The sequence below is a fragment of the Aquisalinus luteolus genome, assembly GCF_009712425.2.
Classification (GTDB): Bacteria; Pseudomonadota; Alphaproteobacteria; order Caulobacterales; family Parvularculaceae; genus Aquisalinus; species Aquisalinus luteolus.
This window is the reverse complement of sequence record NZ_VCJR02000005.1, coordinates 21,023-36,852: the sequence shown is the minus strand read 5'-3', so window position 1 is coordinate 36,852 and position 15,830 is coordinate 21,023. Positions and strand designations below refer to the sequence as shown.

The 15,830-nt window shown below is 60.7% G+C and carries 15 protein-coding genes; 12 read left to right on the top strand and 3 right to left on the bottom strand.

All coding sequences use genetic code 11. The features are described from left to right. Nucleotides 1-9 precede the first annotated feature (9 nt). The 8 genes from FF098_RS16070 to FF098_RS16035 all read left to right on the top strand — a co-directional run bounded on the left by FF098_RS16070 (nucleotide 10) and on the right by FF098_RS16035 (nucleotide 9,649). Nucleotides 10-471 carry a hypothetical protein gene (locus FF098_RS16070; RefSeq protein WP_155142463.1) on the top strand — a complete coding sequence of 154 codons (462 nt, stop codon included), beginning with the start codon at nucleotides 10-12 and terminating at the stop codon, nucleotides 469-471. Nucleotides 472-630: 159 nt separating this feature from the next. Then, nucleotides 631-1,497: a bifunctional DNA-formamidopyrimidine glycosylase/DNA-(apurinic or apyrimidinic site) lyase gene (gene mutM, locus FF098_RS16065; protein ID WP_155142461.1), complete on the top strand. Its 867-nt coding sequence runs from the start codon at nucleotides 631-633 to the stop codon at nucleotides 1,495-1,497. A gap of 125 nt (nucleotides 1,498-1,622) precedes the next feature. Further along, nucleotides 1,623-1,889 carry a 30S ribosomal protein S20 gene (gene rpsT / locus FF098_RS16060; RefSeq protein WP_155142459.1) on the top strand — a complete coding sequence of 89 codons (267 nt, stop codon included), beginning with the start codon at nucleotides 1,623-1,625 and terminating at the stop codon, nucleotides 1,887-1,889. A gap of 751 nt (nucleotides 1,890-2,640) precedes the next feature. Further along, nucleotides 2,641-4,161, top strand: a complete 1,521-nt coding sequence (locus FF098_RS16055) for a DnaA ATPase domain-containing protein (protein WP_155142457.1) — start codon at nucleotides 2,641-2,643, stop codon at nucleotides 4,159-4,161. 165 nt (nucleotides 4,162-4,326) lie between these two features. Next, nucleotides 4,327-5,445, top strand: a complete 1,119-nt coding sequence (gene dnaN / locus FF098_RS16050) for a DNA polymerase III subunit beta (RefSeq protein ID WP_155142455.1) — start codon at nucleotides 4,327-4,329, stop codon at nucleotides 5,443-5,445. Between the two features lie 8 nt (nucleotides 5,446-5,453). Beyond that, nucleotides 5,454-6,608, top strand: coding sequence for a DNA replication/repair protein RecF (gene recF / locus FF098_RS16045; protein WP_155142453.1), 1,155 nt, complete (start codon nucleotides 5,454-5,456; stop codon nucleotides 6,606-6,608). A 103-nt stretch (nucleotides 6,609-6,711) separates the two neighbouring features. Then, nucleotides 6,712-9,201: a DNA topoisomerase (ATP-hydrolyzing) subunit B gene (gyrB, locus tag FF098_RS16040; RefSeq protein WP_155142451.1), complete on the top strand. Its 2,490-nt coding sequence runs from the start codon at nucleotides 6,712-6,714 to the stop codon at nucleotides 9,199-9,201. Nucleotides 9,202-9,313: 112 nt separating this feature from the next. Next, nucleotides 9,314-9,649 carry a hypothetical protein gene (locus FF098_RS16035; protein WP_155142449.1) on the top strand — a complete coding sequence of 112 codons (336 nt, stop codon included), beginning with the start codon at nucleotides 9,314-9,316 and terminating at the stop codon, nucleotides 9,647-9,649. Between the two features lie 369 nt (nucleotides 9,650-10,018). Here the strand turns inward: FF098_RS16035 and FF098_RS16030 are convergent, their stop codons facing one another. After that, entirely contained in the window at nucleotides 10,019-10,486 is a 468-nt protein-coding gene (locus tag FF098_RS16030; RefSeq protein ID WP_155142447.1) for a DUF2141 domain-containing protein, read from the bottom strand. 207 nt (nucleotides 10,487-10,693) lie between these two features. Beyond that, entirely contained in the window at nucleotides 10,694-10,873 is a 180-nt protein-coding gene (locus FF098_RS16025) for a hypothetical protein (protein ID WP_155142445.1), read from the bottom strand. Between the two features lie 193 nt (nucleotides 10,874-11,066). Here FF098_RS16025 and FF098_RS16020 point away from each other — a divergent pair, with 193 nt between their 5' ends. After that, complete coding sequence (locus FF098_RS16020; protein ID WP_166426592.1) at nucleotides 11,067-12,719, top strand: MFS transporter; 1,653 nt, start codon at nucleotides 11,067-11,069, stop codon at nucleotides 12,717-12,719. Beyond that, a complete protein-coding gene (gene bioB / locus FF098_RS16015) occupies nucleotides 12,720-13,706 on the top strand; it encodes a biotin synthase BioB (RefSeq protein ID WP_155142441.1) in 987 nt (328 codons plus the stop codon). Here the strand turns inward: bioB and FF098_RS16010 are convergent. Then, the gene (locus tag FF098_RS16010) at nucleotides 13,703-14,647 is read right to left on the bottom strand and encodes an AEC family transporter (protein WP_155142439.1); all 945 of its coding nucleotides are present in this window, start codon (nucleotides 14,645-14,647) and stop codon (nucleotides 13,703-13,705) included. The genes bioB and FF098_RS16010 overlap by 4 nt on opposite strands. A 274-nt stretch (nucleotides 14,648-14,921) precedes the next feature. On the opposite strand from FF098_RS16010, the gene FF098_RS16005 reads away from it, so the two are divergent. Both FF098_RS16005 and FF098_RS16000 read left to right on the top strand, forming a co-directional pair. Then, entirely contained in the window at nucleotides 14,922-15,266 is a 345-nt protein-coding gene (locus FF098_RS16005) for a DUF2794 domain-containing protein (protein WP_155142437.1), read from the top strand. 124 nt (nucleotides 15,267-15,390) lie between these two features. Further along, nucleotides 15,391-15,816 carry a DUF3775 domain-containing protein gene (locus FF098_RS16000; protein WP_155142435.1) on the top strand — a complete coding sequence of 142 codons (426 nt, stop codon included), beginning with the start codon at nucleotides 15,391-15,393 and terminating at the stop codon, nucleotides 15,814-15,816. Nucleotides 15,817-15,830 lie beyond the last annotated feature (14 nt).

The window sequence follows — 15,830 nt, the reverse complement described above, 5'->3', positions numbered from 1 at the left end:
GAAAACACCATGTCCCTGACCAGAAACATGCTGTCAGTCGTGCCAGCCGGGCTGTTTGTCGCGGTGCTGGCCACGCCTGCCTATGCGGCAGAGCCTGTCGAGGCGACCACTCTTTCCGATGTCCGTGAATGCCGCACCGAAATGACCTCTATGACCGGCAAGCGCTCCAGCTGTTCGCGCGTCATGGCGCTGACGGCGCCTTATGGCTATGTGCTTGATCCGGAGACCGTCAGCATAGAGCCGCTGCGCACCAAGGGTGAGGTCAGCGATTGCGGTCAGGCCGTCATCATCTATGACGGCGAGGTGCCGGTCGGTGTCGAGGCTGAAGTGAAGGCCATCTCCGGCATGATCCCCAACAGCCGCAAGGCTGGCGTGAAATGCCGCCTGACCGGGACATTCACCTTCAGCGCCGAACGCACGGCGGGGCTCAACCCTTCCGCCCGGCCCGGTCCTCTGCTGGAACGCTACTGAAAATCTATCCAGATTGATGCGATTGCCTGACCTGACGTGGAGACTCGCTTTCGGCGAAAGGATGGCATAGCGTTTCGTCCTGCGCAGCGTATCCGTGCAGATGGCCATCACCTGGCCCTGAATGTCCATCACACAGCAATCAGCAAGCACGGCGAAGCGATGCCCGAACTGCCAGAAGTCGAAACCGTCCGGCGCGGCCTTTCCCCGGTCATGGAAGGGGCGACGATTGTCGCGGCCACCAACCGGCGGGCCGACCTGCGCTTTGCCTTTCCTGACCGTTTCTCCCGCCGCCTGACCGGCTGGCGGGTGGCAAGCCTCGACCGGCGGGCAAAATACCTGCTGGCGCATCTCACGAGCGGCGAGACGCTGGTCATGCATCTGGGCATGTCGGGCCGGTTCCGGATCGAGGGCGGCGACGAGACCGTCGATCCCGGGCGCTTTCATCACCAGCTGCCCGCGCTGGAGGAACACGACCACGTCGTCTTCCAGCTGGCGGGCCCGGCGGGCCCTTACCGGGTGACCTATAATGACGCCCGCCGGTTTGGTTTCATGGACCTGATCCCGGGCGACGAGATAGAGACCTCCCGCCATTTTGCCGGCATGGGGCCTGAGCCGCTGGGCAATGAATTTTCCGGGCCGGTTCTGGCTGAAAGGCTGAAAGGCAAGGCTGCCCCGATCAAGCAGGCGCTGCTCGACCAGCGCGTGGTGGCGGGGCTAGGCAATATCTATGTCTGCGAGGCGCTGTACCGGGCCGGCATATCGCCCCGGCGCAAGGCGGGCACGGTCGCAGGTCAGCGGGCCGAGCGCCTGGCGGGCGAGATCAGGCAGGTCCTGACGGAAGCGATAGAGGCGGGCGGCTCCTCCCTGCGCGATCATGCCGGGCCTGACGGCGCGCTGGGCTATTTCCAGCATACATTCCGGGTCTATGATCGCGAGGGGCAGCCCTGCAGCGCCTGTGGCGGGGACATCAGGCGGCTGGTCCAGTCCGGCCGCTCGACTTTCTATTGCGGGGCCTGTCAGAGGTGAGGGACAGCCTTGACCCATGGGGCTTTTGGGGCGCTTGAATTTTACGATTTTATTGTGTTGACTGGCCATCCCCGGCCTTCTATAAGCCGCGTTCTAATTCACTTTTGACCAAGAGATTGACGAAAATGGCAAATACCTCATCTGCCAAGAAAATGGTCCGCAAGATCGCCCGTCGCACGGCTGTGCAGAAGTCGCGCCGTTCGCGCGTGCGCACCTTCCTGCGTCGCGTTGAAGAGGCGATTGCTTCCGGTGATCAGGCCAAGGCTAACGAAGCCCTGCAGGCCGCCCAGCCGGAACTGCAGCGCGCCGTGACCAAAGGCATCTTCCACAAGAACATGGCAGCGAGAAAAATCTCTCGCCTGTCCGGCCGCATCAAGGCCCTGTCTGCGTAAGAATCCGTTCGCCAACGCAGCAACGATCAGTACACAGAACCTGTCGCCTTTTTCGAGGCGGCAGGTTTTTTCATTTTAAATCAACCCTGTGCTCGTGGTATGATCTGGCGCACGCAGTGCAAGACGCACTGGATGCCATGTTATTTGCTCAAAGCCAGCCATTTGCTCAAAATATGCAAGGCCGGTACTGCAAAAAAATTCATTGAAATTTTTTCGTCTGAAAAAGTTTTTTAGATTCAATGAGTCAATAAGCAGCCGCAACTTTTTTGTCATAAAATGACACCAAATGCGTGAAATCCGGGCTTGATCATGCGCGGTCAATGCGCTTTTATTGCCAGACATTATGGCGAATGCGGACGAGTGAATTCCCTTCAGGGTGGTGCTCTCGGCGGCGAAGCAGGAGCCAGAAGTCGGGCCAATTTCGGCCAAAAATTCGGTAGAGAGTTCGCGCGGGGCGATCGAAGCGGTGTATAATCCGTACTCGGTCTGTGTGGGATTTATTTAAGAGAAGCGGGTAGGATAATGAGAACGACTCTTGGGATACGCAACGGAAAAACCTCTTCAGCCAATGGCATTACGGTTTCCGGTCTCAAGACGAGCTACCTGCCAGTTCGTTGCCTGTCCTCCGGCTTATAGCGACTCTATCTCTCTTCCAATCTGATTTAACCATTTAACCATTAACGCGAAAACAAGCGCGTGACGGATCGGCTTTGTCGTCCGTACAGAGAAGATGCGCGCGAAAGGCTGAACCATGTTGAACGATACGCCAGACCGTAAATTTCATGATCGCCAGTCCTGTGAACGGAAATTCGAGGATTACAAGCAGGCGCTGCGTGGCCGTTATGGCGTCGCGACCTATGAAAGCTGGTTCAAGATGCTGGTGCTGGATGACTATGAAGAGGAGCGCGTCATCATTTCCGCGCCGTCGCAGTTCACCGCGAAGCAGATCTGCGAGCGCTTCTCCGAGGATATGGTCGATATCTGGCGGGAGAAGTGCGGGCCGGTCCAGTCCTTCCAGGTCCGTGGTGGCAATGGTGGCATCGTTGCGTCCGTGCCGGTGCGCCGCAAGCCGTCAGGCGGCATGAAGCTCGTTGCCAACAAGGGCATTGCAGCGCGCGAGATGGCTGCCGCCAATGACGCGCGTCGCCCGGTCGCCCAATTGCGTGCGGTCCAGAAGGAAGAAGCGGCACCGCAACAGGCACCGGAAGCCGATCCCGGCCTCAACATCGCGGCGCCGCTCAACGCCACCCTGTCCTTCGAGCGTTTCTGCGTCAGCGACTGCAACCGCCTTGCACAGGCCGCTGCCAATTCCGTTCTGGAAAACGAGACGACGGGCGTTGTTTATTATCATGGCGGACCGGGCCGCGGGAAAACGCATCTCCTGAACTCGATCGGCCTTGAATGGCTGAACCGTCGTCCCGGCGACAAGGTGCTGTACCTTACCTATGACAACCTGCTGAACGGCTATGTCACCGCCGTCATGTCGAAAAACCTGCCGGAGCTGCGCGCCTATCTCGACCAGATCGATCTCTTGATGGTCGATGACGTCCACATGCTCCGTGGGCGGAAGGCCACCCAGGAAGAGCTGCTGACCCTGATCGACCGCCTCGTCGCCAAGGGCGGCACGGTCATCGTCGCCGGTTCCATGGCGCCGTCGGCTCTCGCCGAAACCGGCCTCAACCATCGCCTGACGGATCGTCTCGGCGGCGGCCTCGCCGTGCAGATGGACAAACCCGATTTCGGCTTGCGCCTGAAGATCCTGCGCCAGATGGCCGATTATGACTGCACGAACAACCGTGTCTGCGTCGAGGAGCGTTACCTGCAGATGATCGCGCGCCGCTGCGATGCCTCGATCCGCGAGATCGAAGGGGCCTATCGCTCCATCCGACTGCGAGCCGAAACCTGCCAGCGCTCGTCCGACGCGGAACCGATGAGCGACGCCTATGTGCTGTCGGTGCTGCAGGAGATGCAGCGCTTCCGCAAGAAGGAGTTCACCCTCGACGACCTGATGAGCGCCGTTGCCGACGCTTTCGGCCTGTCGGTCGCCGACCTGAAGAGCCGCCGCCGCCCGCAGACCATCGTCAAGGGCCGCCACGCCTTCTGCCTGCTGGCCCGCAAGCTGACCGACGCCCCGCTGAAGGAAATCGGTGCCTGCCTCAACCGCGACCACACCACCGTCCTGTCCTCGCTCGACCGGGGCGAGGTGCTGGCCGAGACCAGCCCGGAATTCGGCGAGCGCATCTCCCGCCTGATGGATGAGTTCGGCGACTGAAACGCACGTATATTGCCATGAAAATCAGGGCCGGGGCTGGTCATGGCCCCGGCCTTTCGCTTATAGTCGGCTCCCCTGACTTGTGAGGACGGGCCGAATCCGCTGATTGGTTCGGGTCCCGGTTTTCGCGTATCCGCTGATATTGCTGACGAAAAGGCACGCTCAATGAAGGTCACCATCGAACGGTCCGTATTCCTGAAGGCCCTTGGCCACGTGCAAAGCGTCGTTGAACGCCGCAATACGATCCCGATCCTTTCCAACGTGCTGATGCAGGCCGAAGGCTCCATGCTGTCGCTGACTGCCACCGACCTCGATATCGAGATTGCAGAACAGGTCACCGCAGATGTCGAGACGCAGGGCGCTATCACCGCCTCCGCGCTGACGCTGTACGAGATCGTCCGCCGCCTGCCGGAAGGCGCGCAGGTTCGTCTCGATACGGATGGCGACAATGGCCGCCTGAAACTGTCCGCCGGCAAGTCGGAGTTTTCCCTCGCCGTGCTGCCGGACCAGGATTTCCCGATGCTGACTGCGGCCCAGGACGGCACGACCTTCACCATGCCCGCGCCCAGCCTGCGTCGCCTGATCGACAAGACGCGTTTTGCCATGTCGCAGGAAGAAACGCGCTATTACCTCAACGGTGTCTATTTCCACGCCCATGAGGATGATGACGGCCCGTGCCTGCGCGCGGTCGCGACCGACGGTCACCGCCTCGCGCGTCTCAACGCCGACCTGCCAGATGGCGCGGCCTCCATGCCGGGCGTGATCATCCCCCGCAAGGCGGTTACCGAGCTGCGCCGCCTGCTTGATGATGCCGAGGATACCGTGCAGGTCATGGTCTCGGAATCCAAAGTGCGCTTCACGTTCTCGACGCTGACGCTGACCTCGAAGCTGATCGACGGGACGTTCCCGGACTATCAGCGCGTCATCCCGTCCGGCAATGACCGCATCCTGAAACTCGACAACAAGGATTTCGCCAAGGCCGTCGACCGTGTCTCCACCGTGTCCGCCGACAAGACGCGCTCGGTCAAGATGGTGCTGGAGTCAGACCGGCTGAAGCTGATGGTCAACAATCCGGAGGCCGGCAGCGCCCTGGAAGAGCTCAATGTCGATTTCGACGCCGAGGGGCTGGAGATCGGGTTCAACGCGAAATACCTCATTGACGTTTCCCACCAGATCGATGGCGAGACGGTGACGTTCAAGTTCGCCGACCCGTCCTCACCGACCATCATCCATGATGAGGAAGATACCGACGCGCTCTACGTGCTGATGCCGCTTCGGGTCTGACGGGCCAGATGACCTTCCGCATCAGGCGGATAACCCTGACCGATTTCCGCTCCTATGCCGGACTCGACCTCGCACTCGATGGCCGGCCCGTCGTGCTGACCGGGCCCAATGGCGCCGGGAAAACTAACCTGCTGGAGGCCCTGTCCATGGTCTCTGCCGGGCGCGGCATGCGTGGCGCGAAGATGGACGAGCTGGCCCGGCAGGGCGCCCCTGATGATCCGGCAAGTGGCGGCTGGTCGGTCAGCGCCGTTCTCGAAGATCATTATGGGGAGGAGACGCGGCTCGGCACCGGCATCTCCGCTCACAGCGACAAGCGCATCACCCGCATCGACGGCGCTCCCGCCAGCGGGCCGACGGCGCTGCTCGACTACCTGCGCTTCGTCTGGCTGACCCCGGCGCAGGACCGGCTGTTCATGGAAGGCGCGTCCGAGCGCCGCCGGTTCCTCGATCGCATGACCATGTCCCACGACCCGTCTCACGGCCGCGCCGCCGCAACGTACGAGAAAGCCATGCGCCAGCGCACGAAACTGCTGGAGAACTGGCCGCGGGTCGATGAAACCCTGCTCGGGGTGCTGGAGACCCAAATGGCCGAGGCCGGTGTCGCCATGGCAGCTGCCCGTCTCGACATGGCCCGCCGCCTCGCTGCCGGGGCGCGGCTGATCGATGAGGCTGTCTTCCCCGCTGCCGGTGTCGCCCTCGATGGCCGGCTGGAGGAGCAATTGCAGTCGCAAAAGGCCGGCGAGGTCGAAGAGGCGTTCGAGGCAAAACTGCGCGCCATGCGTCCGCGCGATGCCGATGCCGGGCGCGCCCTTGTAGGGCCGCACCGCACGGACCTTCTCGTCACCCACAAGGCCAAGGGTCAGGCGGCGCGGCTGTGCTCGACCGGCGAGCAGAAGGCGCTGCTGATCGGGCTGGTCCTCGCCAATGCCAGATCGCTGCAGCAGGAGGCGTCAGACATCACCGCTGGCGCCCCGCTCGTCCTGCTGCTCGACGAGATCGCCGCCCATCTCGACCCTGACCGAAGGGCCGCGCTTTTCGACATTCTGGAGGAGACCGGCCTGCAGGTTTTCATGACCGGAACGGACCCCGATCTGTTCGCCGCATGGGGCACTCGTGCCCAGTCTTTCACGGTCCGCGGCGGCACGGTGACGGAAGCTGGCTAGCTGCAAAAAAAGCCTTTGAAAAACAGGTGTTTGCGATTGGACGTGGGCGGCCAAATCCGCTAGTTTGGACCGACTCAGAAACCTCATATTTTCAAGGATTTTCATGGCCGACGAGCCGACAGAAAACACCGCCCGGAATACTTCAGATAATACCCCTGAAACGGCGCCTGAAACTCTCAGCGAACTGGCCGCCGAGAAGAGCGAATATGGTGCGGAATCGATCAAGGTTCTCAAGGGGCTCGACGCCGTGCGCAAGCGCCCCGGCATGTATATCGGCGACACCGATGACGGCTCCGGCTTGCATCACATGGTCTACGAGGTTGTCGACAATGCGATCGACGAGGCGCTCGCTGGCTATTGCGATACGGTCGAGGTGATCCTCAACGAGGATGGCTCCTGTACCGTCCGCGACAACGGCCGCGGCATCCCGGTTGAGTGGCACGAGGAAGAAGGCATGTCCGCCGCGCAGGTCATCATGACCCAGCTGCACGCAGGCGGTAAGTTCGACCAGAATTCCTACAAGGTTTCCGGCGGCCTGCACGGCGTCGGTGTTTCCGTCGTCAACGCGCTGTCCGACTGGCTGCGCCTGCGCATCCGGCGCGGCGGCAAGCTGCACGAGATGATGTTCAATTTCGGCGACGCACAGGAAGACCTGAAAGTCGTCGGCGAGGCGGCTGGCCGTACCGGCACGGAGGTTACCTTCCATCCGTCTGCAGAGATTTTCGCGATCACCGAATTCGATTTCGAGACGCTGGAACGTCGCCTGCGCGAACTGGCCTTCCTCAACTCCGGCGTGACGATCATCATCAAGGATGACCGCCATGTCGAAGGCAAGGAAGTGAAAATGCTCTATGAAGGCGGGCTCGTCGAATATGTCCGCTATCTGGACTCGTCCAAGTCCGCGCTCGTCTCCGACCCGGTCGCGTTTTCGGCTGACCGCGACGGCATCTCTGTCGAGGTCGCGCTGTGGTGGAATGACAGCTACCACGAGAAAGTGCTGTGCTTCACCAACAATATCCCTCAGCGCGATGGCGGCACCCACCTTGCCGGTTTCCGAGCGGCATTGACGCGCATCGTCAACAATTACGCACAAAGCTCCGGCCTGCTGAAGAAAGAGAAAGTCTCGCTGACCGGTGACGATGCGCGCGAGGGGTTGACCTGCGTCCTCTCCGTCAAGGTGCCGGACCCGAAGTTCAGTTCACAGACGAAAGACAAGCTGGTCTCCTCCGAAGTGCGCCCTGTGGTGGAGAATGTCGTCGGCGAGAATCTTGGCTTCTGGTTTGAGGAACACCCGGCAGAGGCCAAGAAGCTGGTCCAGAAAGTGGTCGAGGCGGCTGCTGCCCGCGAGGCTGCGCGCAAGGCCCGCGAACTGACCCGCCGCAAGGGCGCGCTCGACATGGCGTCCCTGCCAGGCAAGCTTGCCGACTGCCAGGAACGCGATCCGGCGCTGGCCGAACTGTTCATCGTGGAGGGTGACTCCGCCGGCGGCTCCGCCAAGCAGGCGAGGGCGCGGGAAAACCAGGCGATCCTGCCCCTGCGCGGCAAGATCCTGAACGTGGAACGCGCGCGCTTCGACCGCATGCTGTCCAGCCAGGAGATCGGTACGCTGATCACCGCGCTCGGTACCGGCATCGGGCGGGACGATTTCAACATCGACAAGCTGCGCTATCACAAGATCATCATCATGACCGACGCCGACGTCGACGGCGCCCATATCCGCACGCTCTTGTTGACCTTCTTCTTCCGTCAGATGCCGGAAATCGTCAAACGCGGCTATCTCTATATCGCCCAGCCGCCGCTGTTCAAGGTTTCGCGCGGCAAGTCTGAACAATACCTCCTCGATGAAAAGGCGCTGGAAGACTATCTCTATGCTGATGGTATCGACGGCGCCCAGCTTGAGCTGGCCTCCGGGGAAAAGATCATCGGCGCGGACCTTGCCGATACCATCGCCAAAGCACGCTCCTTCATGGACAAGCTGGCGAATTTCCCGGCGCGGTTCTCGCGCGAGGTGCTGGTTCAGGCGGCGCTTGCCGGCGCCATGGGCAGGGCTATCCCCGACGGTGAGGAAGGCCAGGCGATCGCCGACAAGGTGGCTGCCCGTCTCGACATCGTCTCCGACGAGGTGGAGCAGGGCTGGGTCGCCCATCTCGATGGCTCCGGCGGCTTATCGGTCGAGCGCGAGCTGCGCGGCGTTATGGAGGTTCACACGTTGCATGCGGAGCTTCTGTCGAGCGGCGATGCCCGCCGTCTGAACGAGGCGACGGAATCGATCCGCGAAATCTTCGACCGGCCGTCCGTCTGGCGCCAGGGCGATGACCAACGCCCTGTCTGGGGGCCGGGCATGATGCTGGAAGCGATCCGCGCCGCAGGCCAGAAGGGCATCAAGATGCAGCGCTACAAGGGTCTCGGCGAGATGAACCCTGACCAGCTGTGGGAGACGACACTCGATTCCAACGCCCGCACGCTGTTGCAGGTCCAGATCGAGGATGGTGACATCGCCGATGGCGTGTTCTCCCGCCTGATGGGTGACCTTGTCGAGCCGCGCCGCGAATTCATCCAGGACAATGCGCTTTCGGCTGCCCTGGATATCTAGGGACCGGGTTACGCAACCGGTAAAGCCCGCCAAGTTCGGCGTGCTCAGATCAATCGCGCATAACGCGGCGGACTCCCTGTCATGCGGCTGCAGCCTTCTTGTTGGAGCGTACATGATCGACATTTATCGGGAGCTGCCGCGCCAGATGGGCCATGCGATAACTGTCGATTTTCTGACGGGTCGGGCTAATCGTGCCAAATTGTCGCCGAGGCTGAGAAAGCAGATCGCTTTGTATAAGGACGGCTTCGCCCGGCTTTGCAAAAAGCACAATGCCCTTCCAGAGATGTACGTTGAGGCATCGGCAAGATTTTATATGGATCGAAAAGGTTACCGGTTCAGTGTCACGGTGGAGGACCGTGCCGGGCGGCGTCAGACCGATGAATATATCGGCATGCCCGGGCGGCGGGTGAGGATACTTGATCAATATGGCCGAGTGCGCAGGAAGTGATCAGGGCAGAAACCTTTTCCCCGAATGGTTTCGTTGTTTTATTATCGAAAACAAGTCGCGATGAGGATCGTGGCTGAGCTGCCTGTTCACTGCCCCCTGGGCAAAAAGGCGGAGCGTGAGGCTACCTACATTTATACTTTTGCTTATGGAGCCGGTAGCGCTTCCACGGGCCCCCTCAATCTTCCCAACGCTTCGGGCAATTTGCTCGCGGCGATATCGTCGTGCCCCTATCGCCTTCTGCGAGGGAACTTGCCCCGCTTGCAGGAGAAGAAAGGGCGCGTGTTTCGGATTAGGTGCGATGTCATTCCTCCCCCGTCAAAACGGGGGAGGTTCTCCGCAAGGGGCGGAGGGGGCGGTAGGACCCTTAGCCTACGGCATATTCGTGAAGAATTCCGGATAGATCATCGGCTCGGTTGTTTCGAAGCCGGCGTCATCTACCTTGAAGGACACTTGCGAAAAGCTTGGTGCACCCATGATCATGGTGACGTTGTATGCACTCCAGCCATCTTCGGGCCAGCCTTGCGGAGCCATGTCAAACTCGCCGTTGCCGTTGATATCATGCCAGATCGAAAAGGCATAAGTGCCGGGCTCGATGCCTGCCAGCGAAATGGTGACATCGCCATCGGCATTGACGGTCATGCTCTCGCCACCGACCGTTTCCATGCTCATGAACTGGTCTTCTGTCTGCAACCCGACATACAGCGTGCCGCCTTCCTTCACGCCAGTCAGGGTGATCGAGACATCGGCCGCGGTTGCGGCACCAGCAGCGCCCAGAGCCAAGAAACCGGCCACAGCGGTGCAGGCGAGACGTGTGAAGAGTGATTGTGACTTTGACATATGATTTCTCCTTTTTGGGGTGGCCCCATCGGCGCTTCAAAAACCCGTGTACTTTATAAAATAAAGTAAACTTGGATTTCAAGGTACTCGGTTGCCATTTTTAGTATGGCATGACCGTTCGATATTTCTTTAAGGTTGGAAAAACTTAGAAAAAACAAAGGGCTGGCACGAAAGCCAGCCCTTTGAAAAAAACGTCCGGTTTTTACGCTATTCCGTATTGGTGTCGCGTTTCCGCGTCTTGCCTACGCCGGTCAGGATGCCAAGCCCGGCAAGGGTGATGCCAACGACGCCAAGCCAGACGGGCGGCACGCCGAGCAGGCTGAGGCCCCAGACGACACCGGCGACGAAAATGATATAGCCGATCAGGTAAATGCCAAAAGTGGACATGCGGGTACTCCATCGGTTGATTACGCTATCGCGCTACAGACACTTTAAAGCCGATAAAGGTTCGGAAGGGGCGTTGTAGCCGATACTTGCGCAGGCTCTCCGATGGTCTTCATGCAGGGCTTTTTTGTGATTCAACGCAATGCTAGTCCTCGCAATTGTACCGATACAGGCTAGGGTGTCGGCAGGTATTCGTATGGCTGACACAGAGCAGAGCGTGGGCGGGCAGGGCATCCCCAATCCGGAACAGCCGTGGCTGGACTATCAGCCGCGCGAGCGCATGGCCGTGCTCGCCGCGTCGATCCTCGGCTCCTCCATGGCATTCATCAACGGCACGGCGGTGACGCTGGCGCTCGACCCGATCCAGGAGGGGCTGGGGGCCAGTCTCGGCGACATGCTCTGGATCGCTTCGATCTACATGATGTTCCTGGCTTCGCTGATGCTGATTGGTGGTTCGCTGGGCGATTTCTATGGTCGCCGCGCCGTCTTTGCGTGGGGCGTTGGGGTCTTTTCCCTCGGCTCACTTGCCTGTGGTATTGCCCCGACGGAGGAGATCCTTATCGCCGCGCGCGCGGCGCAGGGCATCGGCGCTGCCCTGTTGACGCCGATGTCGCTGACCCTCATCGCCAATGCCTTCGACCGGGAACATCGCGGCTCGGCCATCGGCATCTGGTCGGCGGCGTCAGCGCTGATGACCGGCCTCGGCCCGCCCATCGGCGGCATCCTCGCCGAACAGGTGTCGTGGCGCTGGATATTCTTCATGAACATCCCCTTCGGCCTTGCCGCGCTTGCCATCACCCTGTTTCTGACGACATCGCGCCCGCCGCCGCGCCAGCCGGATCGGATCGACTGGACCGGCGCAGTGCTTGCGATCATCGGTTGCGGCGGTATCGCCTTCGGCCTCATCACCCTGTCGGAGACCGGCAATGTCGAGCCGATGGGCTTCCTGACCAGTGGCTGGGGTCTTGCCATCCTCGTCGGCATCATTGCCATCGGTGTGTTGATCCGTGTCGAGCGCAATGCAAAGACGCCAATGGCACCGCCCCAGCTGTTCGAATCCAACATGTTCAACGCGGTCAATGTCGTGACCATGCTCATCTATGGTGCCCTTGGCGGCATCTTCGTCTTCTATCCCATCGTGCTCAACGATGCCTGGGGCTATTCCGTCGACCAGTCCGGCATCGCCTTCCTCGGCTTCGCCGTGCCCATGGTCGCGATCACCACAATCTCCGGTTACCTGATGAAACGCGTCGGAGTGCGCCTCATGCTGGCTGCCGGGTCGCTGACCTGTGCGCTCGCCTTCTGTTCGATGGGCGTTTTTCCGTGGTCGGATTCCATTTTCGGGGCATTCATGTCGATGCTGATCTTCGGCGTCGGCATGGCGCTGGTCGCCCCGGCCATGACGACGGCGATCTTCAATGCCACGCCGGAAGACAGCCATGGTGCTGCCTCCGGCATCAACAATGCGCTGGCCCGAGCAGCAACCCTTTTCGCCATCGTCGGTTTCGGCGTCATTGCCTCCTTTGCCTATGAGCGCTCAGGCGGCATGATCGCCGAGGTGATCGACTATGGCGCTGGTGACTATCTCTATGGCGAGCAGGCGGAAACCTACAAGTTCGCCATGGCCGAAAGCTTCCGTGCACTGGTCTGGGTGTGCGTCGCAATTGCGATCATGGCGGCCATGGTTGCCGCCTTTTTCATTGACGATACAATCGAAAAACAGTCATTCGAGACCAGACCGAAACACCAGGTGTTCGGCTTCCTGCGCATGTTCGAGACCGCCCCGTCACGGGAGCGAGACCTCGACCGGGACCCCGACACATCCGACCGAAACAGCAAGGAGACATGAATGCTCGATAGCGTTGCAGAGACCCATACGGATGCGAGCCGCCATGACTGGACGCGAGAGGAGGTCGACGCGCTTTTCGCCCTGCCGTTCACGGAACTGCTGTTCCGGGCACAGACGGTCCATCGCCAGTATCATCGCGCCAACGCGGTGCAGGCCTCGCAGCTCTGCTCGATCAAGACCGGCGGCTGTCCGGAGGATTGCGGCTATTGCAACCAGTCGGCCAAGTTCAAGACCGGCCTGACCGCGTCCAGGCTGATGGCGGTCGAGGCAGTTGTCGCCGAGGCCGAGGCAGCCAAGGCGGGTGGGGCGTCGCGCTTCTGCATGGGCGCGGCATGGCGCGAGCCAAAGGACCGCGACATGGATGCGCTGACCGAGATGGTCTCCCGCGTGAAGGCGATGGGGCTGGAGACCTGCATGACCCTCGGCATGCTCTCGGATGGTCAGGCGCAGGCACTGTCCGATGCCGGGCTCGATTATTACAACCATAATATCGATACCTCACCGAAGGATTATGGCCGGGTCATCTCCACACGGACATTCGAGGATCGGATCGAGACGTTGGAGCGGGTGCGCCAGTCCGGCATGAAGGTCTGCTGCGGCGGCATCATCGGCATGGGCGAGCAGGCTGAGGACCGCGCCGGTCTGCTGATAGCGCTTGCTCGCATGACGCCGCACCCGGAAAGCGTGCCAATCAACGCGCTGGTGCCGGTGCGCGGGACGCCGCTGGGCGATGAAGTGCTGGACGGCGAGAAACAGATATCCGGCATCGAGTTCGCCCGCGTCATCGCCGTCGCCCGCATCATGATGCCGACCTCCATGGTGCGGCTGTCGGCTGGGCGCGAGGCGATGAGCGACGAGACGCAGGCGCTGTGCTTTGCAGCAGGGGCCAATTCGATCTTCGTGGGCGAGCGCCTTCTGACCACGGATAATCCAGGTGAAAGCCGCGACGAGGCGCTGTTCCGTGAATTGGGTCTTGAGCTGTTCTAGCTGGCGAGGATCAGCAACAGCACCGTGACGGAGACCAGGCTGAGCGGGGTCAACGTGACGAGAGCGGCGGCGCAGCGGCGCTCATAGACGCCGAAGTGACTGGCCTGCACGACGGCGGAAACGGCAGGCGGCAGGCTGGTGAAAAACGTCGCCGTCGCGACCAGCGTCATGTTCCAGCCGGTGAGCAGCCCCGCGAACAGGAAGGTCAGGCCCGGCAACAGCATCAGTTTCGCCGTGCCGGTCATCACGATCATGTCCACATATTTGCCGAGTTCCGCCTTGGGCAGGGCGGCGATGTATAGTCCGACAACGAACAGGCCTGTCGGTGCGGCCGCCGCGCCGAAGAAGCGCGCAAAGTCCGCGATCATTGACGGCAGGCTGATTTGCATCAGCGAGATGGCAAGCCCGGTCAGCGTTGCCAGAACGATCGGTGTGCGAATGGTTCGGCCAAGGGCCTGAAACAACAAGCGGCTGACTTTGGTGCCGGATCCGTCATTTTCCGGCCACTGAAAAAGAAGCACCGATGCGCCGTAAACGAAAGTGCCCTCTAGCAGCATCAGCATCAGGAAGGGCTGGCCCCACCCATCGATACTGAGCGCGATCGGCAGCCCGAGGAAGATTGCATTACCGCAGGTGGACACGAAAGCGTGGGCGCCGGTCTCTGGCACGGTCAGGCCATAACGCTTGCGCGCAGCAAGGCCCGTCGCCAGCATCATGATCCCGGCAGCGAGGAAATAGGCTGCCATCATCGGCAGCACCTGCGCATCCGGCGGTGGGGCAGCGGCAAAGAATCCGAACACCGCAACCGGCATGGCAAACAGGAACACGAAGCGTGAGAGCACCTGCGCCGCGTTCTGGCCCATTACGCCCAGCCGACCGGCCAGCCAGCCAGCAGCAATGACGCCGTAAAGCGGAATGAGGGTGGCAAACAGGCTGGTCATGAGCTGAGGGCTAGCACAGCTCGCCAGATCTCACAGCCAATAATGCAGAAGGGGCGAGCGAAGGGGGAAGGTCCAGGCGGAAGACGCGATACGTCAGCGGAGGGGCTGGGGGGCGTATTCCGGCGACGCTCACTCCCGCCTGGACGACCAGTTATCGCTGCGCATTCGGGCATCGAAATGGGCAAAATGCGGCGATTTCGCGCCCTTGGTGTATTCATTGGCATATGGTCGCCGAGGCTTGTCAGCCGCGAAAAGCTGTCATACGTTTTTCACAATGACGCCATTTGAACCAGCGCAGCAGCAGTCTCACCGGCAACCGGCCATGGTTGCCTTCAATCGCGGCGAGCTCAGCAAGATCCTCAATGTCTACGGGTTTTTCGTCGCATCCGGAGACTGGCGCGATTATGCCATCGACAGCCTGCGCGACGCGGCGGTCTTTTCCATTTTCCGCCGAACGTCCGAAGCGCCGCTCTACCGGATCGAAAAGACACCGAAGCTTGCTCGAAAACAGGGTGCCTATTCCATCATTTCGATGACGGGCCAGATCCTCAAGCGCGGGCACGAACTGGAACAGGTATTGCGCTACTTCGATCGCCAGAAGCTGAAACTGGCCAACTGAGACACATCACTCAGGGCAGCAAACTTAACCGGCTTTAAATTATGACGCCGCTGTGACCGAACTTCCCCATTCTTGCCGTGTTGACTGACTGTATCCGGTACATAGAAAAAGAAATGTTGCAAGAATGTCTGCTAGTCTCGAAATCAGCCCCGATATCATCGGTGAACTCATCGTTTACCTGCGCAAATGGCATGCGGTAGAGGCATCAACTTCGCAGAATGATGGGTCCAACGATACGGACGATATCCACGACAATCTGGAAATGCATAGCACCAGGGTAGACCGTGCAGATCTGGATGGCGTCTACAATGGTCTGAACGACACGCAAAAGCTGGATATTTCCGCGCTGGTCCTCATTGGTATGGAAGAAGAAAGCGAGCTGGGTGCTGCGCGCGAACGCATCAAGCGCGAAGAGGTCCTTAGTCTCGATGATCTTCTTGAAATGCCGATGTCATCGGAATATCTGGCATCGGCGCTCGACCAGATAGAAGGACGTGGGCAGAGCAATGTGGTTCGCCTGCACACGCCGGCGCAATCAAAACAGCCCTGATCAGGCACAGACCC